This is a genomic window from Reyranella sp. (genome assembly GCF_030651995.1).
GTDB lineage: Bacteria > Pseudomonadota > Alphaproteobacteria > Reyranellales > Reyranellaceae > Reyranella.
The window spans coordinates 50,671-68,551 of record NZ_JAUSBN010000021.1 but is presented as its reverse complement, the minus strand read 5'-3'; the positions used below and the strand labels follow the sequence as shown (position 1 = coordinate 68,551).

Sequence of the window (17,881 nt, the reverse complement as noted above, 5' to 3'; positions counted from 1 at the left end):
TGCAGCCTAAAATCATCTCTATTCGCCTGCAACCATTCTGCGGCTTACCCAGCCTTCCGCGGGCAGTGGAAGGTGATCACACGCGGCGCGTAGGGAGCGGGAGGCGGCACGGTGGGGAAACTCCTCTTCGGCCAGGTGCCGTCAGCGAGATGCCGGTCGATCACGGGGACGAGGAGCTGCAGCATGATCCAGGCCCGAAGCCGCACACCTTCGGGCGTGCCATGGATCGCATCGATGAACAGGTCCGGGTCGGACGGCATCAGCCGGGCGACATCGAGGAAGTCGATCCGGTGTTCCTTCGCGTACTTCTCCAGGACGCGGTTCTGGAACACCGCCAGGCGCTCGAGGTCGCGGTAGCGAAAGGGCGCATAGCCGAAATTGAGGTACTCCAGGATGAAGCGATGGCGTACCGGGTCGAGCACCATCCCGTCCTCGACGAGCCACTTGAACGAGGCGAGCGCCAGTTCCCCGCCGACCGCTTCGGTCGCGGTCTCAATGCGGCCCAGATCGGCCAGGATCTCCGACAGGCTGACCGGAAGGTCCTTGCGCGAGAGGTCGGGATCACTTTCGTCGACACCGTTCGGCCAGACCAGCGTGTAGTCGGGTTTGGGCCACTCGCGCCCGTCGGCTCCGGGCGTGCTGCCGGCACCGGCCGCCGCATCCGGTGCCCGAGGCGATACATACCGGGCGAGCAGATTCTTCAGGCGTTTGGCGAGCACGGAGCTGTAGCTGAGATCCTCGAGGATGCGTTCGAACAGCCCGGGGGCGGGCGGCGTCGCGACCGGCAACCCGGCGGGGCGCGGAGGAAGATCGGGCACGAGCGGCGCAAGATTGAACTGGTTGGCTCCCTCGTAGTAGACGACCAGATCCGGCGCGAGCGGCGCCACCTCGTTGCGCATGATGGCCGCAATGTCGGGCGATCCGATGCTCTCGCGCCCGGCGTTCAGGACCTCGAAGCGAAGGTCGAGCTTCTTCGCGGCGGCCCACCGATCGAGCCAGTAGCCGACAAGCTCGGGATGGGAATATGGGAAATGGTGCGAGGCCACCGTCGTCGACGCACCGAGGAAGGCGATACGGATCGTCTTCGGCTGACGCGCGAGAGCCACCGGGCCACCGCGAAATCCGTAGGCGTTGGTCACGAGTCCGATCGGTGTCGTCGTGTCGGGCAGGAAGCGGAAGCGCGGCCACGGACTTCCATCGGGCGGATCGTAGACGTAGATCTGGCCCGGCGCGTCCTTGAGATAGGGATGCGCGCAGGGATCGGGACCGACGAAGACGCTGTTCCAGACCTTGAACATGTCGGAGCGCCGCGTGCCTTCGGTCACGCCGCTCGCCTCGACCCGCCGCACCAGTTCGAGGGCTTCGGAGGAGGCGGCACGGCGATTCGGCAGCGGTGGCGGGTTCTCGCCGAACCAGGCGCGCTTCACACCCTCCGCCAAAGGGATGCCGTCGAGATGCTTCAGCGCGGCGCTGGCCTCCTGGGCCTCCAGCCAGCGCACCATGGCCTCGGCCGCCGCCGTACAGAGCACGACGGAGACCAGGATCAGGAGAGCATTCTTCAGCATGGAGGCCACGGCCAACTTGTTAGTCTGTCGGACGAGAGGATGCCAGACGGGCGGTCATTCGGGCATGCTATAGAATCCCACGGCGTCACGCGGAGAGCAGAATGCAGTTCGGCTGGCTTACCCTGGCAATGTCACCCTCGCCCGAGGAGGACGGCGCCCGCATCGACCAGATCCTGGCGCAGGCCTGCGAGGCCGAGCGGCTGGGCTTTTCCGACGTCTGGCTGACCGAGCATTATTTCACCGGCGAGAGCGTCTACTGCGATTCGCTGATGTTCGCGGCGGCGCTGGCAATGAAGACCAGCAGGGTCCGGCTCGGCTTTGCGGTCGTGCAGACGCCCTTCCACCATCCGGTGCGCCTCGCCGTCCAATTGGCCCTGCTCGACAATCTCAGCAAGGGCCGCATCGACGTCGGCATCGGCAAGGGTACCGCCTACAACGAGTATGAATTCGTCGGCCACGGGCTGCGCAGTACCGACAGCCGGGAGCGCATGGAGGAGACGGTCGACATCCTGCAGCGCGCCTGGACGGAATCGCCGCTCGACTATGACGGCCGCTTCCACAAGCTGCACGTGCCGGCGATCCGGCCGAAGCCGGTGCAGCAGCCCGGCCCGCCTCTGTGGCGCAGCGTGATCTCGCCGGGCTCGTTCAAGGAATGCGGCAGGCTCGGCATGCCGATCCTGACCGCCCGCCTTCCGGTCGAGCGCATCAGGGAGCGCTGGGCGACCTATGCTGCCGGCATCGACGAAGGCGGGCACGATGCCGCGACCAAGGCGCGCCTGCTGGCCCAGAGCGCCCTCTGGCGTAATGTCTATGTCGGTGAATCAGACGCCGAGGCGGAGGACGCGCTGGCTGCGCTGCTGGTCGAGACGCGCGCCCATATGATGCACGTGCGCGAGGCGCATAATCCCGCCGACTTCGAACCCGAGCCCGCGACACTCAATGCCTGGACCGATCCCAAGGTGCCGGACTCCGAAGCGGTGCCGTTCCTTCTGCGCACCGGCTGCCTCTATGGTTCGGCCAAGCGGGTGCGCGACCAGGTGGCGGAGCTGAGCGATGTCGGCGTGCAGCACCTGCTCTGCCAGACTGGGTTCGGTGCGATGAGCCACGATCAGAATCTCGCCTCGATGCGGCGGTTTGGCGAGCAGGTCATGCCCGCTTTCGCCTGACGCGCTTCTTCGGCCGCGACCGGGTCCGAAGGCCGCCGTTACTTCGGGCAGTCGCCGAGGCGCTTGCCGCTCAGTTCGCTCTTGCCTTTGAGCGTCGTGCCGGACTTGTCGGCCGCCTCGAGCTGGCCATGCCCCTGGTAACTGGTCTGGGTGTAGGTGATCTCGGCCTTGGCGGTCACGCCCGGCGTCTGGTCGTTGGGCGGACAGGTCAGTGTCGCGACGAGCATGCCGGCCTTTCTGGCGCCCGGCTCGAACTTGCAGCCGTGCTGCTTCATTTCGTCGGGCGTCGGAAAGAGCAGGCGTTCGAGCTGGGCCTCGTCGGCCTTGAGGCAGACCTTCTTCGACGACGCTGGCATCGGCTGCACGCCCTCCATCGTGGTCTTCTCCGTCGTCTCCCACTCGCCCGCCTGGATGGCCGTCTGCGCACCGGCAGTCGCGGCGGCAATCATCGACACGGCAACGGCGGCCGCCAATCCGAACAACCTCATGACAACTCCTGCTAGCGCTCGAGCACGACCATAGCCGATAACGGAGCGCCCCGCCGCCTACTTCGGCAGGCTGTCGATCCAGCGCCGCGCCGGCTCGCTTTCGGAAAAGACCCGCATCGGACGGTCGGCGGTGGCGAGGATGCCCAGCACGCGCGACAGGAGTTCGGCCTTATCGGGCGGCACGACGACGGCGATCGGCCCCGGGTTGCTGCCCCCTGCCGCCTGCCACTTACGGATCTGCACGCCGAGGGCCAGCATATCCTCCGATGTCATCCTGGTGTCGCCACGGCTCCCGTCGAACAGTTTGCGGTAAGTGTGGGTACCTGCACCGTTCACCGCCGCGATGTAGCTCTCCGCCTCGTCGCGCGTGATGTCCCCATCGGCGATCGTGATCACGAGTCGTTCCTTGGAGTCGACGGTCCAGTGCAGCGGCATGGTTGACGTATTGCCAGTCCGACGGACACGGCGCTACTGCACACCGCACACTATCGACAAATTAGATCGGGCCACTTCGAAACGAGCACCCCGGCGACGGCCTCGACCTCGGCTGCCATCCTGCGTTCGCCATCGAACGCTTGCGCACACGAGCCGGCCGGCAGAAGCGGCATTCGAACGCTCCGCGGATCCAGCGCCATCATGCAGGAAGTGGCGTATTCATCGTCATCGGATCGATCGCAGACGGGCAGCTTCAGCACATCGCCCGAAACTTCGCAGGATGTCCCCGCCCACAAGCGAAGCTCGAGAACCGCCAGCCTCCTGGCGCCAAGTCGCTGCAGCTTCTCGATATGCACCGTCAGCGCCCGACTTTCCGCCTCGATGACTGGCGCCACCACGAGGTCGAGCTGCTCGACCAGCTTCTGGGCCAGTGCCCGGACGATGACGGCGGGCGCCTTCAGCGGCAGATGCACCGGCAGGTCGCTCCCGCCCGCTACGGGAATGACGACGACGGCGTTGCCGGCAAATCGCGAGGTGGCTTCCTGCCGGGTGAGATCGTCGAGCCAAACGCCATGCGGAGTGTTCATCGGCCGCAGGGTAACACGTGCTACGGTGGCTTCAATGAACCCGCTCGTATCGGTCCTGCGGCGCATGGGAGGGCGCGCCACCACGCTGCTGCCCTTCTCGTTGCTGCTGGGGCTGCTGTTCCAGGACCTGGCCGCGGCGGCGCGCCCGCTATTGCTGCCGCTGGTGGTGATCCTGCTGATGCTGGCCCTGGCGCGGATGGACTGGGGGCGCCTCTCGGCACTGCTGCGCCGGCCCGGTCCCGCGCTGCTGCTGGCGGTCCTCAACCTGATCGCGGTGCCCCTCGTCGTCTGGCCGATCTGGCAGGGGCTGGGCCTGTGGCCAAGCCTCGTTACCGCGCTCTGCCTCAGCGCCATGGCGCCCGGCATCATCTCGGCCGCGACGACGGCTACCTTCCTGCGCCTCGATTCCTCGCTGGCGCTGCTGCTGTCCCTGTTCACCAACTTCCTGGTGCCCTTCACGCTGCCGCCGCTGGCGCTGTGGCTGCTCGGTTTCGACCTCAAGATCGGCCTGTTCGACCTCAGCATGAGGCTGGCGATGATCGTCGCGCTGGCACTGGCCGGGGCGCTCGTCATCCGCCGCTGGCTGGGCCCACGCCTCGTCGAGAGCGGCCCGACCCTCGACGGCGTCTCGGTGGTGGTGCTGATGCTCTTTGCGATCCCGCTGATGGATGGCGTGGTGGCCCGCGCGATCACCGAACCGGCCAAGCTCGGAGGCTTCATCGCCGGTTCCTTCGCAGGGATGCTCCTGTGCAATCTGGTCATGGCGATCGCGACCTGGCCGTTCCTCGACCGGCGCAGCGCGCTCACCGTGGGCTACTGCTCGGGCGGACGGCACAACGCGCTCCTCATGGCGGTCCTGCCGGCGACGGCCGATCCCGACATCTTCCTGTTCATCGCTGCCGTGCAGTTCCCGATCTACATCATCCCGGCGCTGCTGCAGCCGCTTTACCGCCGCTTGCTGCCCCGCTGAGCTCGGCATGAAAGTCGTTCAGCAGATCGATCACGTCGAGTACAGGCAGGCCGAGCGCCTTCTCCAGCGCCCGCCTGTAGGGTGGCAGGTTGGTGCATTCGAGAACCACCGTGTCGACCGCCGGGTGCTTCGCCAGCAGCTCGAGCCCGGCCGCGACGACCTCGCGCTCGACGGCCTCGCGATCGAGCGTCAGCCCGTTGCGCAGGAAGGTGCCGGCAAATGAACTGTCCTCGGGCAGGCCGACCACCGGTGTATCGCCGGGAGCGCCGACGGCCACGAGATGCGCCGGCGTCAGGTTCTTCGCCGACGCGGTGATCACGCCCGGCGTGCGCCCCGCGAGCCGTTTGATGTGCAGCAGTGCCGAGGTCGCCACCGGGACCGGCGACACCGCGGCGAGATCGTCCTGATAAAGCGCGAGGAACCCGCAGCTCGTCCCGATCCCCACCGCGCCGTTCGCGGCCAGCGCCTCGGCATTTGCCTTAAGCGCGGCCAGCACACGCGGCCGGTCGGGATGCGCTGCGACCGCGTCCGCCGATCCGATTCCTTCCATGCGCCGGAAGATCACCGGGAAGCCGTACGACGCCTCATTCCCGACATCCCCCACGATCCGCGGAAACCGCGTATCGAGCATGAGGATGCCGAGGGGTTTCATTGCGTGGCCCACCCTTCGAGACGCGGCCTACGGCCGCTCCTCAGGGTTAGGTCAATTGGTCGATGCAGAAAACGCCTCACCCTGAGGAGGCGCGAAGCGCCGTCTCGAAGGGTGGGCACCATCATGGCTCGGGCCACCTCTTCTGCTCGCCGCGCACCGACTCGAACCAGCGCGACAGGCGCATCACGCCGGAATCGTCGAAGCGGCGGCCCGAGATCTGGAGGCCGATCGGCTTGCCCTCCTTCGTGTAGGCACAGTTGATCGAGGCAGCCGGCTGTTCGCTCATGTTGTAGGGCATGGTGAAGGAGATGTGCTCCAGCGGCCGGTTGACGTCGTTGGTCGGGGTCTCCCACTCGGCGCGATAGGTCGGCACGGGCGAGACCGGCGACAGGACGAAGTCGAACGGCTGCGTTGCGCGCGTCGTGGCAGAGCGGATGGCCATGTAGTTGTTCACGCCCCGGATCACCTGGGTGCCCGAGACGTCGGCGCCGCCGCGGCACCAGTCGGCAATGAACGGCAGAACCTTCGCCTGCCGCGCATGAGAGAGCGCGGAAAAATCGACCCAGCTGCGCACCCGCCAGAACAGGTCCTGAAGGTGCAGCATCTCCGGCGAGAGGAACGGCGCGACCGGCTCGACATGCGCGCCTGCCTCGGCGAACAGTCTGGCGGCGGCCTCGATCGCCTCCTTGACCTCGGGATCGACCGGCAGGCCGGAGCCGGCGTCGAGATGCAGGCCGATCTTCAGCCCCTTGGGCGACAGCGGCCCGGCGGCCCAATCGATGTCCGCCGGCGGCAGGTTCATGTGATCGCGCGCGTCGGGCTTGGACAGCTCGGCCATCAGCAGAGCCGCATCCGCGACGGTGCGCGTCATCGGCCCGATGGCGCGACCGAAGAACGGCGGATCGACGGCGATCCTGCCGAGGCTTGGCTTCAGCGTGAAGATGCCGTTCCAGCTCGCCGGCAGGCGGACCGACCCGCCAATGTCGGTGCCGAGATGCAGCGGGCCGTAACCCGCCGCCGCCGCGGCTCCCGCGCCGGCGCTGGAGCCGCCGGGATTCCAGGCAAGGTTCCACGGGTTGCGGGTCAGCGGATGGAAGGAACTGCGGCCCGAGGACAGCATGCCGTAGTCGGGCATCGTCGTCTTGGACAGGATGATCGCCCCCGCCTCGCGCACGCGCGCCGAGGCGGGCGCATCGTCGGCGGCGGGGACCAGCTCGGTCGCCGCCGTGCCGAGCGGGACCGGCACGCCCTTGGTGGCGATGTTCTCCTTGATGGTGATGGGCACGCCGTCGAGCGCACCCTGCGGCGCTCCCTTCTGCCAGCGCGCCTCGGAGGCTTTCGCGGCCTTGCGCGCGCCCTCGAAGTCGGGGGCGTACAACGCCTTCAGCTTCGGCTCCCAGGCTTCGATGCGGGCGATCACGGCGTCGGTGGCCTCGACGGGCGACAGCGACTTGGATTTGTAGGCGGCGAGCAACTCGCCGGCGGTCATGTCATGCAAAGCGGTCATGGAACGAAGGTACACGATTTTCGAGTGAGGGGTTTGCGGGAGATTTCCCGCGCGCTTCCTTGCAAAACCCGCGCCCCGTCCCGCCTTCGTTCCGACCCGAAACGCAGATAGACTGAAGCGATGGTCTATATCGAGCTTCTAATCGCCCTCGTTCTCATCCTCATCAATGGCGTCCTGGCAATGTCGGAACTGGCCGTCGTCTCGGCGCGCCGGGGCAGGCTGAAGGCCATGGCCGACGGCGGCTCGCGCGGCGCCACCGCGGCGCTGCGGCTGGCCGACGATCCAGGCCGCTTCCTCTCGACGGTACAGATCGGCATCACGATGGTCGGCATCCTTGCCGGCGCCTTTTCCGGCGCCACCCTGGGCGGGCGCCTCACGACGGTGCTGGCCGACACCGGCATGCCGCTGCGCTTCGCCGAGCCGGTTGCCTATGGCGGCGTCGTCGCCCTCATCACGTACCTGTCGCTGATCATCGGCGAGCTGGTTCCCAAGCAGATCGCGCTGCGCAACGCCGAAGCCGTCGCGGCCTCCGTCGCGCCCGCCATGGCGACGCTGGCGCGCATCTCCGCCCCGCTCGTCTGGCTCCTCGACGTGTCGGGCAAGGCGATCCTCGGCCTGCTGGGCGGGCGCCAGAGCGGCGAGTCCTCGGTAACCGCCGAGGAGATCAGGGCGCTGATCGCCGACGGCGAATCCTCCGGCGCCATCGAGCCGCGCGAGCGCGGCATGATCAGCGCCGTCATGCGCCTCGGCGACCGGCCCGCCCGGGCCATCATGACCCCGCGCCATGATCTCGACATCGTCGACCTGTCGCTCGAACCGCAGGCGCTGTTGCAGACCGTCCAGTCGAGCGTCCATTCCCGCCTGCTGGCCTGGGATCCGGTCGCGAACCACGCCGCCGGCGTCGTCCGCAAGAACGACCTCCTGGATGCCTTCATCCGCGACGGCACCGCCGATCCGCGCGCCCTTGTCAGGCCGGCGCCCATCGTCCCCGATACCATGGACGGGTTCGACGTGCTCGACACGCTCAAGAACTCACCTGCCCACATGGTCCTGGTGCAGGACGAGTATGGCGAGCTGCTGGGCATCGTCACGACCGCCGACATCCTGGAGGCCATCGTCGGCGCCTTCCAGACCGACGAAGGCCCGGCCGAACGCGCAGCGACGGAACGCGACGACGGCTCGTGGCTGGTGGCGGGCAGCATGCCGGCCGACGAACTCATCGAGCTGCTGGGCATCACCGCCAAGCGCACCGCCGACTTCCATACCGTCGCCGGCATGGTGCTGGCCGCCATGCGCCGCCTGCCCAAGGAAGGCGATTCCGTCGTCGTGGGCGGCTGGCGCTTCGAGGTCCTCGACATGGACGGCCGCCGCATCGACAAGCTGCTGGCGACACGCGCAAAGACGGTGCATCGGGCGGCGAATACCTGATCTTCAGCCCTTGCCGAGGTCGCCGATCCGATCCGCGATGATCCTGGTCAGGTAAGGCGCCACGAACAGCACGACGAGCAGGCGCACCGTCTGCATGGCCATTACGAAGGACACGTCGACGTCGGTCGAGGCCGCGATGATGGCGATCGAGTCGGCGCCGCCGGGACTGGTGGCGAGATAGGCGGTGAGCGGGTCGATGCCGGCGGCGAACACCATGAAGGCCGCGACGGCGCCGCACAGCGCCAGCATGGCGAAGATGCAGAGCAGGATGCCGGGAAGCTGGTGCAGGACGTGGACCAGCAGCGCGCGGGTGAAACGCAGGCCGACATTCCAGCCGACCAGCGCGTAGCAGCCGGCCAGGAGCCAGGTCGGCAGCTCGAGCCGCAGCCACCCGAGATGCGTGAGCACGATGCCGCCGACCAGCGGCAGCAGGAACGCGCCGGCCGGGATGCTCAGCCGCCGCGCCAACCACGCGCCCACGCCCGCCAGCGCCAGCGTCTCGAGCAGCGGCAGCCACGCGACCTCGGGGAACCACACGATCGCGGCCGGCGCATGCTGGGAGGCTCCGCCGAAGTAACGCGCCACCGCCGCCGCGACGACCGCGACCATGACGACGCGCAGATACTGCATGAAGGCCACCATGCGCATGTCGGCGCCATAGGCTTCGGCCATGTAGGTCATCACCGAGGCGGCGCCCGGGCTCACGCCCCACAGCGCCGTCGTGCCGGGCAGCATCTGCCAGCGCGTCATCTGCCAGCCGACCCACGTGCTGGCGGCGACGACCGCGACGACGCCGACCGTGAAAAGCGCCCAGTGTCCGAGGATGTCGCCGACGATCGTGAGCGGCACCATCATGGCGATCATGCTGCCGACGATGCCTTGCGCCACGCCAAACACCGGCACGGGATAGTTCACCTTGCCGCCCCACGAGGCGAAGACGATGCCCGAGAGCAGCGGCCCCAGCATCAGTGCCGCCGGCGCATGCAGCCACAGCATCAGTGCCGTCACCGGCACGGTGAGGGCGATCAACGCGGACCACGAGGTTAGGTGGCGGGCGACCCCTTTCATCCGCCTCGCCGTGATTTGGACCAAAGCGAAAGGTCCTTCGCTGCGCTCAGGATGACAGTTTTGTCGTCGGCTGCGCACTGCGCCAATACCCACAACGGTGTCATCCTGAGCGCAGCGAAGGACCCTTGCCTTCCTCGTTCATCTACTTGCGTCAGGTCAGGAACTCCTCGGCCTCGCCGTTCATGTCGCGGATGGTCGCCATCAGCTCGACCACCGCCACGGCGAGCCTTGCATCATCCGTGCCGCGCAGGACCAGCGAGACGCTGGGCTTGCCGTTGCGGAAGGCCGGGTACGAGCCGATGTCGATATCCTCGTAACGCTTCTGCAGCGCGCCCAGCGGTTCGGCGATGATGCCTTCGGCCAGATTGGTCCGCACGGTGCGTGAGAGGACGGGCGTGCCGCCGACCAGCCGGTGCTTCATCGACTGGAACATCGCCTCGGCGACCTTGGGGATGCCGGCGAAGGTGAAGACGTTCTCCATCTGGAAGCCAGGCGCGACCGAAACCGGATTGTCGACCAGCACGCCGCCATGCGGGACGCGCGCCATGCGCCGCCGCGCCGGCGTGAACAGCGCCGGATCCCCGTAATGCCGGGTCATGCGGGCCACCGCCTCGGGATGCTCCGAAATCCCCACGCCGAACGCCTTGGCGATGCAGTCCGCCGTGATGTCGTCATGGGTCGGGCCGATCCCGCCGGTGGTGAAGACGTAATCGAACTTCGCCCGAACCTCGTTCAGGGTCGCCACCACGGTCGCTTCGATGTCGGGAACGATCCGGGCCTCCATGACCCGGACGCCGAGCTTGCCGAGTTCGGTGGCGAGATACTGGATGTTGGAATCGCGGGTGCGGCCGCTCAGAATCTCGTTGCCGATCACGAGGATGCAGGCGGTGACGATTTTTGCCGGGTCTAACATGCAATGCCTGCGTTGAATTTCGTTTGGTTTCAGGACCCTAGCGGACCCCGGCTGGTGGGCCAAGCCGCGGTCCCGGCCTTGTTACCGCTCGTATCGCATGCCAAATAAGGCACATGACCAATTCACGCGAAATCGTCGACGACAGCGCCGACTATTGGCGCCGCGACGAGCGCACCATCAAGCTGCATGGACCCGAAGGCTTCACCGGCATGCGCCGCGCCGGCCGGCTGGCCGCCGAGACGCTCGACTTCATTACGCCCTACGTCCAGCCGGGCGTGATGACGGAAGAACTCGACCGGCTCTGCCACGAGTTCATCCTCGATCACAAGGCGATCCCCGCCCCGCTGAACTATCGCGGCTTCCCCAAGTCGATCTGCACCTCGATCAACCACGTCGTCTGCCATGGCATCCCGTCGGACAAGCGGCTGCAAAATGGCGACATCGTCAACATCGACGTCACCGTCATCCTCGACGGCTGGTACGGCGACACCAGCCGCATGTATTACGCGGGCGATGTCGGCGTTAAGGCCCGGCGCCTGTGCGACGTCACCTACGAGGCGATGATGCGTGGCATCGCCGCCGCCAAGCCCGGCGGCCATGTCGGCGACATCGGCTTTGCCATCCAGTCCTATGTCGAGGCGCAGCGCTTCTCGGTCGTGCGCGACTTCTCGGGCCACGGGCTCGGCCGCATCTTCCACGATGCGCCGAACATCCTGCACTACGGCAAGAAGGGCACCGGCCCGGTGCTGAAGCCCGGCATGTTCTTCACCGTCGAGCCGATGGTGAATGCCGGCACCTGGCAGGTGAAGGTCCTGAGCGACGGCTGGACCGCAGTGACCCGCGACAAGCAGCTCTCCGCCCAATTCGAGCATTCGGTGGGCATCACCGAAACCGGTGTCGAGTTCTTCACGCTGTCGCCGAAGGAACTGGCCAGGCCACCCTACGACCTGACCGAAACGCCGACCCTGCAGGCGACGCCGGCGTAACGACGCCGACCCGACGCCTTTGATTGCCGGGCCCCGTCGGGCAACCTAGCATCCCCGCCAGGGGGCTCGATGAACAAGTTCAAGAGACGCGGACTTCTGGTCGGCGCGGGTGCAGCCGTGTCGATGCTGGGTGCAACGGGCCGGGACTCGCTTGCCCAGACCGCCGCCAGTATCCCTCGCCCGCCCACACGACCCGAGCTTCGCGAGCCGGTCACCCTCACTTCCAGAGACGGCGTGCTCGAGGTCCGGCTGACCGCGCGCCAGGGCGAGGTGAAGCTCGATACCGTGGCGCGGCCGGTGAAGAATTTCCTGCTGCTCGACTATCAGCTGGTGCGCGGTATGGCATCCAACGGAAGCCGGGAAGGCAGGAATCTCTATCCCGCGCCCACCCTGCAGGTCTTCCCCGGCGAGCGCCTGATCGTGCATTTCGAGAACGGCCTGAGCGGCCTCACCATTCGCGACTTCTACGATCCGGCCTACACGGCCGTCGGAAAGACCGTTCCGCTCTATCCCGAGCAGCTCCGGGAATCGCCACTCAACCTGCACACGCACGGCCTGCATGTCAGTCCCAAGGGCAACGCGGACAATGTCATGCTGCACATGCCCGCAGGCACCTCCAACACCTACACCTACGACATCCCGAAGGAACATCCGCAAGGCGCCTACTGGTATCACAGCCATCTGCACATGCTGACCGCCGCTCATGTCTACTTCGGCATGGTTGGCCTGCTGGCGATCGGCCGCCTCGACGGCGGCCTGCCGGTCGTCGCCGAGAAGCGTCTCCCGGTCCGCACCATGACGCTGCAGTACAATTACGTGTTCGACCGGGCCGGCGGCAGCGCCCAGCTCAACAATCCCTACTGGCCGCAATTCGTCAGCACGATCGTGCCGCCCCGGGACGGCGAACTCGCCAAGGGCACCTATCGGCCCCTCATGACGCCGGTCAATTTCGACCAGACCAGCAAGGGCACGAGATACGCGACGGTCTGGTACGCCGGCCCGCTGTCGATCAACAACCGGCGCGGCGCGTTCCAGTACATTCCGACGAACCTGATGAGCTTCACGGCGGCGGACGGGCGGACCGACCTCGACATGCCGGCCGATCCCGCCCTGCCGGACGACAAGCGCGACCTGCAGTTCACGGTGAACGGCCAGTTCCAGCCGGTGATCAAGAGCAGGCCCGGCCAGACCGAGATCTGGGTGCTCTCCAACGTGAGCGACATCGCCTACATCACCGTGCAGCTCACCGAGACGGCAACCGGCCGGCATCCGCCGATCGCCCTCGTCGGCCAGGATGGCGAGCCCTACGGGGCCGTCGAGCATCCGCCGACCCATGGCGGCACGCGGCTGCTGATCCCGCCGGCCAGCCGCTTCGCCATCGCCGTCACGATGCCGGCCCGCGGCGATCTCGTCCTGGAGATGCCGGACCGCGGTGGTGGCGCCCGGACGATGACCATGCCCGGGATCCTCTACACCAACGACGGCACCGACAAGCCGCCGGCGGTGCTGGGCAGCCTCACCGTGCTGCCCTCTGCGATCAGCTATGCCGATGGCTTCTTCGTGTTCCCGACGCAGGTGCTGGCGCACGCGACGGCCCCACAGGGATCGGCGCCCGGCGTGACGGTGCCCTTCCCCAAGGGCCAGCGTTTGCGCGGGCGGACGCCCTTCGTCGACCTGTCACGCGCGACGCCCGACGTCACGCGCAAGATCATCATCAACGGCGGGTTCCTGAACGACCTCGTGAGCAAGTCCGACGCCAAGTCCTTCACCTACGCCTTCGACGGCGCCGCCTTCCCCAACATGCCCCTGGTGCAGCCGCGGCTGGGTTCGATCGAGGAGTGGCAGTTCATCAACCGCAACAACGACGAGCACCCGATCCACGTGCACGTCAACGACTTCCAGGTGACGGCCTATCACGACCCGACCACCGGCCTGCGCACCGGCCCCGACAAATTCTTCGTCGACAATGCCAACGTGCCGGCGCCCGTGATGATGCCGGACGAGACCGTCGTGCAGCCCGGCTACATGGCGATGCGCACCCGCTTCGACGACTTCATCGGCCTCTACGTGATGCACTGCCACCGCCTCAACCACGAGGACAACGGGCTGATGGCGCTGGTCAACGTGATCCCCGCCGTCTCGGCCTATGCTGTCGTGGTGCCGGGTGGTGGCGGCAAGCCCACCACCGTGCGCGTACTCGACGCCAACGGCGACAGGCTGTTGGCCACCGTCACGCCGTTTCCCGGCCATGAAGGTCCCGTCAGCGTCGCGCTGGGCGATCTCGACGGCGACGGGGTACTCGACCTCGTGGTCGGCGCCGGCCAGGACCATGCACCGGACGTCGTCGCCTACGCGGGCGCCGCGAAGCCGGGCAAACCAGCCTTTTCCAGCGAGCTGGCACGCTTCCAGGCCTTCGGCGCCGATGCGCGCGGCGGAGTCAGCGTGGCCGCGGCGCAGATCGACGGCGCGACGTCGGACAACATCATCGTCGGCTCGGGCCCCGGCATCGCCAGCGAGATCAAGATCTATGGCGCGAAGCTGCCCAGGCCCGGCACCGTCCCGCCGCTCTTCACCTCATTTGCGCCCCATGCCGGCGAGTCCTCGGGGGTCTCCCTCACGACCGGCTTCGTGGACTTCTCGACCGGCCGCAACAGCATCGTCGCAGCCCCCGGCCCCGGCAGCGTGTCCGAGGTGAAGGTCTTCGTCTTCCCGCTGCTGAACCAGATCGGCGATTCGCCCGTCACGTCGCCCCAGCCCGGCATGACCGCCAGCTTCCAGCCGTTCGGCGACGACTATCGCGGTGGCGTGTCGCTGGCGACCGGCTGGCTGGCCGGCACTCTCGGCGGCGCCAAGCGCATCGTCGTCGGCCGGCTGGCCGACGAGGCGCAGGTGAAGGTCTACTCGAGCGGATCGGCGCTCGATGGCGGCCCTTCCATGTACCTGCACAGCCCGGTCCATCACGGGCACGGCGCGGCGTTCCGCGAGATCGCCGCCTTCACGCCCTTCGAAGGCACGGCCGGCGTGCGGGTGGCAGCGACCAGCACGACGACCGGTGCGGATCTCCTGGTGAGCGGTGTCTCCGCCCAGGGCGCGGCGATCGTCCAGAAGTACGATTTCGCGCGTGCCGACCCGAAGGCCACGACGCTCCGGGCCGTTAAGCTCGGCGACGTCGCGACGTGGGTGGCCGGGACGGTACCAGCAGTGCTGGCGGGCGACTGAGCGCCGTCAGACGCTGCCGGCCGAGAGCACCAGCTTCTGGATGCCCGTGTCCGCTTCGGGCGACAGGGTGACGGTGCCGTTCAGGCGGCCTTTCGCGCAGGCCAGCACGAAGCGGCCTGCCAGCGCGTGGATCGGCTCGATGCGCTCGAGCCGCCCTTCGCCGAGCCGCTGCTTCAGCGACGCGAGTTCGGCGTCACGCAGGGATGCCGGCGTGTCGAGCAGGAAGTTCACCGCGAACGGCCGGTCGCCGCCCTCGATACTTCCCGATGCATAAGCCGCGACGACCGCGTTTACCGCGCGCAGCAGCGCCGGCGACGGGTCCGCGAGAGCGGGTGGCGGCGAGGCGGCGTGCAGCCTCTCCGCGACGTCGAGCGTCAGGCGCGACATCGGGGCATAGGTGCGGTTGCCGAACGCGAAGACGCCCCAGCCGCGCTCCGGCAGCATCAGCACATGCGAGCCGTAGCCTGGCAGGCCGCCGGCGTGATGGATCCGCATGCCGAGCAGCGCGTCGGTCGAATGGGTGAGACCATAACCATAGGCGCTGGGCTGTCCGCCGCGGGCGCCAGGCGCCGTCTCGGGCACAAAGGGTGGCGCGTGCCACAGCACCATCTCCCGCACGCTCGAGCGGCGCGCCGGGCCGGACTCGGGCGCGTCGCGCGCCGGCCAGGCACTCAGCAGAAACGACACGTAGCGCGCATAGTCGGGCACGGTGGTGGCCAGGCCGCCCATGGCGCCGACCTCGCCGTCCGGCTCGATCCGCTCGCGCGACCAGGTCTCGCCGTCGAGGCGATAGCCGAAGGCATAGTCCCCGCGCGAAGCGGCGGCCGGCGCATCGAACGTCGTGTGCGCCATGCCGAGCGGCTCCAGGAAGGTGCGTCGCATATAGGCCTGGTAGGGCTCGCCGCTCACGTTGGTCAGCACGCGCCCCAGCAGCGCGTAGCCCAGGTTGCTGTACTCGAAGGCGAGACCGGGCGGGCGGGCGAACAGATGGCCGGTGGTAATCACCGTGTCGAGTTCCGCCGGCGACAGGCCCAGCACGCGGTCGCCCCACGGGTCGTCGGTGACGAAGCCCGCGGTGTGCGTCAGCAGGTGGCGCACCGTGACCGGCGCGCTGTCGAGTGTGGCCGGTTTCACCGCTGCGAACTGCGGCACGTAGTGGGCCAGCGGCGCGTCGAGCTGCAGCCATCCCCGGTCGCGCAGCGACAGGATGGCCAGCGCCGTCATGTTCTTGGTCATCGAGGCGATGCGGAAGGCGGTTCCCACCTCCACGTGACGCCCGGCTTCACGGTCGGCAAGGCCAACCGTCGTCGCATGGACGAGGCGGCCCTCCTGCACGATCCCCAGGGCAAGCCCCGGAATCCGTTCCTGTTCGGCGAAAGCGGCAGAGGCCGCATCGATCTCGGCGAGCAGTGTCGCCGGGTGCTCTGGGTCGGACATGCCTGCATCGTATCACAAGCTTCGGTCGCCGCGATTTTGCCTTGCTCACCCGGCAAGGTTGCGCGGCATGGCAAAGAGTCGCTCTCACCTCAAGCCCGTCGAGGCGTCCCCTCCCGCAGCGGGTCCCGACGACTCGGCGCTGTTGACGCTGCTGGCCCAGGGGCTCCGGCTGCAATCGTCCGACGGCCTGTGGCGGGTGAGCGGCAACACCCTGCCTCACCGGATCCTGCTGCGCGAGGCCGGCGGCATCTGGAACCGGCTGGACCAATGCTGGGACTTCGCGGGCGAGGATCCCACCACCCGGCTGGCCGCCGCCCTGGAAGCGGCACCGGCAGCATCGACCGGCCACAACAGCGGCGAGACGGCGCCGCCCAAGCCGCACTATCACGGCCATCGCGGCCGGGTGCGCGAGCGCGTGCTGAAGGCCGGCGTCGAGCCGCTGGCCGACTACGAGCTGCTGGAGCTGCTGCTCTTCTATTCGATCGAGCGGATCGACACCAAGCCGATGGCCAAGGCGCTGCTGGAGCGGTTCGGCACTCTGGGCGACGTGTTCGCCGCCGAACCGGCGCAGCTGCGCGAATTCGAGATCGACCAGCGCACGCTGGTCCACTTCAAGGCGATGCGCGAGGTCGGGCGGCGACTGGCCGAGCGCAAGGTCAAGGACATGCCGGTGCTGACCAACTGGCAGCAGCTCATCGACTATTGCCATGCGGCGCTCGCGCACGAGAAGACCGAGCAGTTCCGCATCCTCTTCCTCGACCGCAAGAACGTGCTGATCGCCGACGAGGTGCAGCAGCGCGGCACCATCGACCACACGCCGGTCTATCCGCGCGAGGTGGTGAAGCGCGCCCTTGCCTTGAATGCCGCCGCGCTGATCCTGGTGCACAACCACCCGAGCGGCGATCCCAAGCCCAGCCGCGACGACATCGAGATGACGCGCGAGATCAAGACGGCGTCTGAGGCGCTGGGCATCACCATCCACGACCACCTGGTGATCGGCCGCAAGGGGCACGCGAGCTTCAGGAGTCTGGGGCTGCTCTGACCATGGAGCGTCAACGGGTTGTCCCCGGCCGGGCCGATTCTCTGCTGACGGTGGCGCCGCAGGCCCCCTGGGTGTCGGGCCTACGACACCGCCCCAGTCACGGCAGGAAGACCGCAGCCGCCCGAGCAAACAATACAGCCGCTCGGTCGACCACCACGTCGGCGCGGGCAGACAGCAGGAGGCTCCTCAAGGAGGTCACTTCGTCAGCTGGTCGGTGCGGACACGCCTTTCGGCACACACAGAATATGTCCGGCAGCGAAGGAACGCCTCAGAACCTGAGAAGTTCCCTCTATCCGAATATATATGGACTCGACAAACCCAAGGGCGCATCAGCTGTTGCTACGGCGGAGTCGGCATGACCAAGGTTCTACCTTGTCTTGAGGACCGATGGCAGCCCACTAGGCGCTGACAGACCGCA

General features: G+C 67.6%; 15 protein-coding genes. 6 read left to right on the top strand and 9 right to left on the bottom strand.

Going from position 1 to position 17,881, the window contains the following annotated elements; translation table 11 throughout:
- Positions 1-44: 44 nt before the first annotated feature.
- Complete coding sequence (locus tag Q7V45_RS05150) at positions 45-1,574, bottom strand: hypothetical protein (protein ID WP_304848047.1); 1,530 nt, start codon at positions 1,572-1,574, stop codon at positions 45-47.
- A gap of 92 nt (positions 1,575-1,666) precedes the next feature.
- Between Q7V45_RS05150 and Q7V45_RS05145 the strand changes: the two genes are divergently transcribed.
- Entirely contained in the window at positions 1,667-2,731 is a 1,065-nt protein-coding gene (locus Q7V45_RS05145) for an LLM class flavin-dependent oxidoreductase (protein WP_304848045.1), read from the top strand.
- A gap of 38 nt (positions 2,732-2,769) precedes the next feature.
- On the opposite strand, the gene Q7V45_RS05140 is transcribed toward Q7V45_RS05145, so the two are convergent.
- From Q7V45_RS05140 to Q7V45_RS05130, 3 genes are read right to left on the bottom strand one after another with little or no spacing between them, the layout of a single operon-like run.
- Entirely contained in the window at positions 2,770-3,219 is a 450-nt protein-coding gene (locus tag Q7V45_RS05140; RefSeq protein WP_304848042.1) for a DUF3617 family protein, read from the bottom strand.
- Between the two features lie 57 nt (positions 3,220-3,276).
- On the bottom strand, positions 3,277-3,654 hold the full coding sequence (locus Q7V45_RS05135; RefSeq protein ID WP_304848039.1) for an STAS/SEC14 domain-containing protein: 378 nt from the start codon (positions 3,652-3,654) through the stop codon (positions 3,277-3,279).
- A 50-nt stretch (positions 3,655-3,704) separates the two neighbouring features.
- The gene (locus Q7V45_RS05130; RefSeq protein ID WP_304848037.1) at positions 3,705-4,307 is read right to left on the bottom strand and encodes a hypothetical protein; all 603 of its coding nucleotides are present in this window, start codon (positions 4,305-4,307) and stop codon (positions 3,705-3,707) included.
- Between Q7V45_RS05130 and Q7V45_RS05125 the strand changes: the two genes are divergently transcribed.
- Complete coding sequence (locus Q7V45_RS05125) at positions 4,276-5,211, top strand: hypothetical protein (protein ID WP_304848034.1); 936 nt, start codon at positions 4,276-4,278, stop codon at positions 5,209-5,211. The genes Q7V45_RS05130 and Q7V45_RS05125 overlap by 32 nt on opposite strands.
- Here the strand turns inward: Q7V45_RS05125 and Q7V45_RS05120 are convergent.
- Positions 5,162-5,863 (bottom strand): aspartate/glutamate racemase family protein, encoded by a 702-nt coding sequence (locus Q7V45_RS05120; RefSeq protein WP_304848032.1) that lies wholly within the window; start codon positions 5,861-5,863, stop codon positions 5,162-5,164. The two genes, Q7V45_RS05125 and Q7V45_RS05120, sit on opposite strands and share 50 nt — an antisense overlap.
- Before the next feature lie 121 nt (positions 5,864-5,984).
- Positions 5,985-7,370 carry an amidase gene (locus Q7V45_RS05115; RefSeq protein WP_304848029.1) on the bottom strand — a complete coding sequence of 462 codons (1,386 nt, stop codon included), beginning with the start codon at positions 7,368-7,370 and terminating at the stop codon, positions 5,985-5,987.
- A gap of 120 nt (positions 7,371-7,490) precedes the next feature.
- On the opposite strand from Q7V45_RS05115, the gene Q7V45_RS05110 reads away from it, so the two are divergent.
- A complete protein-coding gene (locus tag Q7V45_RS05110; protein WP_304848026.1) occupies positions 7,491-8,798 on the top strand; it encodes a hemolysin family protein in 1,308 nt (435 codons plus the stop codon).
- Positions 8,799-8,801: 3 nt separating this feature from the next.
- Here the strand turns inward: Q7V45_RS05110 and Q7V45_RS05105 are convergent, their stop codons facing one another.
- On the bottom strand, positions 8,802-9,866 hold the full coding sequence (locus Q7V45_RS05105; RefSeq protein WP_304848024.1) for an AbrB family transcriptional regulator: 1,065 nt from the start codon (positions 9,864-9,866) through the stop codon (positions 8,802-8,804).
- Between the two features lie 151 nt (positions 9,867-10,017).
- A complete protein-coding gene (locus Q7V45_RS05100; protein ID WP_304848021.1) occupies positions 10,018-10,779 on the bottom strand; it encodes a molybdopterin-binding protein in 762 nt (253 codons plus the stop codon).
- A gap of 113 nt (positions 10,780-10,892) precedes the next feature.
- Between Q7V45_RS05100 and map the strand changes: the two genes are divergently transcribed.
- Together map and Q7V45_RS05090 are read left to right on the top strand one after the other, a co-directional pair.
- The gene (gene map, locus Q7V45_RS05095) at positions 10,893-11,765 is read left to right on the top strand and encodes a type I methionyl aminopeptidase (RefSeq protein ID WP_304848018.1); all 873 of its coding nucleotides are present in this window, start codon (positions 10,893-10,895) and stop codon (positions 11,763-11,765) included.
- A gap of 69 nt (positions 11,766-11,834) precedes the next feature.
- Positions 11,835-14,984 carry a multicopper oxidase domain-containing protein gene (locus Q7V45_RS05090; protein ID WP_304848015.1) on the top strand — a complete coding sequence of 1,050 codons (3,150 nt, stop codon included), beginning with the start codon at positions 11,835-11,837 and terminating at the stop codon, positions 14,982-14,984.
- A 6-nt stretch (positions 14,985-14,990) separates the two neighbouring features.
- On the opposite strand, the gene Q7V45_RS05085 is transcribed toward Q7V45_RS05090, so the two are convergent.
- Positions 14,991-16,421, bottom strand: a complete 1,431-nt coding sequence (locus tag Q7V45_RS05085) for a serine hydrolase (RefSeq protein ID WP_304848012.1) — start codon at positions 16,419-16,421, stop codon at positions 14,991-14,993.
- 67 nt (positions 16,422-16,488) lie between these two features.
- Here Q7V45_RS05085 and radC point away from each other — a divergent pair, with 67 nt between their 5' ends.
- The gene (gene radC / locus Q7V45_RS05080) at positions 16,489-17,463 is read left to right on the top strand and encodes a DNA repair protein RadC (RefSeq protein ID WP_304848009.1); all 975 of its coding nucleotides are present in this window, start codon (positions 16,489-16,491) and stop codon (positions 17,461-17,463) included.
- Positions 17,464-17,881: the final 418 nt, after the last annotated feature.

Bases quoted from the DNA above. Each gene is read 5' to 3' on its own strand.
- Q7V45_RS05145 (WP_304848045.1), top strand. From the start codon at position 1,667: ATGCAGTTCGGCTGGCTTACCCTGGCAATGTCACCCTCGCCCGAGGAG.
- Q7V45_RS05140 (WP_304848042.1), bottom strand. From the start codon at position 3,219: ATGAGGTTGTTCGGATTGGCGGCCGCCGTTGCCGTGTCGATGATTGCC.
- Q7V45_RS05135 (WP_304848039.1), bottom strand. From the start codon at position 3,654: ATGCCGCTGCACTGGACCGTCGACTCCAAGGAACGACTCGTGATCACG.
- Q7V45_RS05125 (WP_304848034.1), top strand. From the start codon at position 4,276: ATGAACCCGCTCGTATCGGTCCTGCGGCGCATGGGAGGGCGCGCCACC.
- Q7V45_RS05130 (WP_304848037.1), bottom strand. From the start codon at position 4,307: ATGCGCCGCAGGACCGATACGAGCGGGTTCATTGAAGCCACCGTAGCA.
- Q7V45_RS05120 (WP_304848032.1), bottom strand. From the start codon at position 5,863: ATGAAACCCCTCGGCATCCTCATGCTCGATACGCGGTTTCCGCGGATC.
- Q7V45_RS05115 (WP_304848029.1), bottom strand. From the start codon at position 7,370: ATGACCGCTTTGCATGACATGACCGCCGGCGAGTTGCTCGCCGCCTAC.
- Q7V45_RS05110 (WP_304848026.1), top strand. From the start codon at position 7,491: ATGGTCTATATCGAGCTTCTAATCGCCCTCGTTCTCATCCTCATCAAT.
- Q7V45_RS05105 (WP_304848024.1), bottom strand. From the start codon at position 9,866: ATGAAAGGGGTCGCCCGCCACCTAACCTCGTGGTCCGCGTTGATCGCC.
- Q7V45_RS05100 (WP_304848021.1), bottom strand. From the start codon at position 10,779: ATGTTAGACCCGGCAAAAATCGTCACCGCCTGCATCCTCGTGATCGGC.
- map (WP_304848018.1), top strand. From the start codon at position 10,893: ATGACCAATTCACGCGAAATCGTCGACGACAGCGCCGACTATTGGCGC.
- Q7V45_RS05090 (WP_304848015.1), top strand. From the start codon at position 11,835: ATGAACAAGTTCAAGAGACGCGGACTTCTGGTCGGCGCGGGTGCAGCC.
- Q7V45_RS05085 (WP_304848012.1), bottom strand. From the start codon at position 16,421: ATGTCCGACCCAGAGCACCCGGCGACACTGCTCGCCGAGATCGATGCG.
- radC (WP_304848009.1), top strand. From the start codon at position 16,489: ATGGCAAAGAGTCGCTCTCACCTCAAGCCCGTCGAGGCGTCCCCTCCC.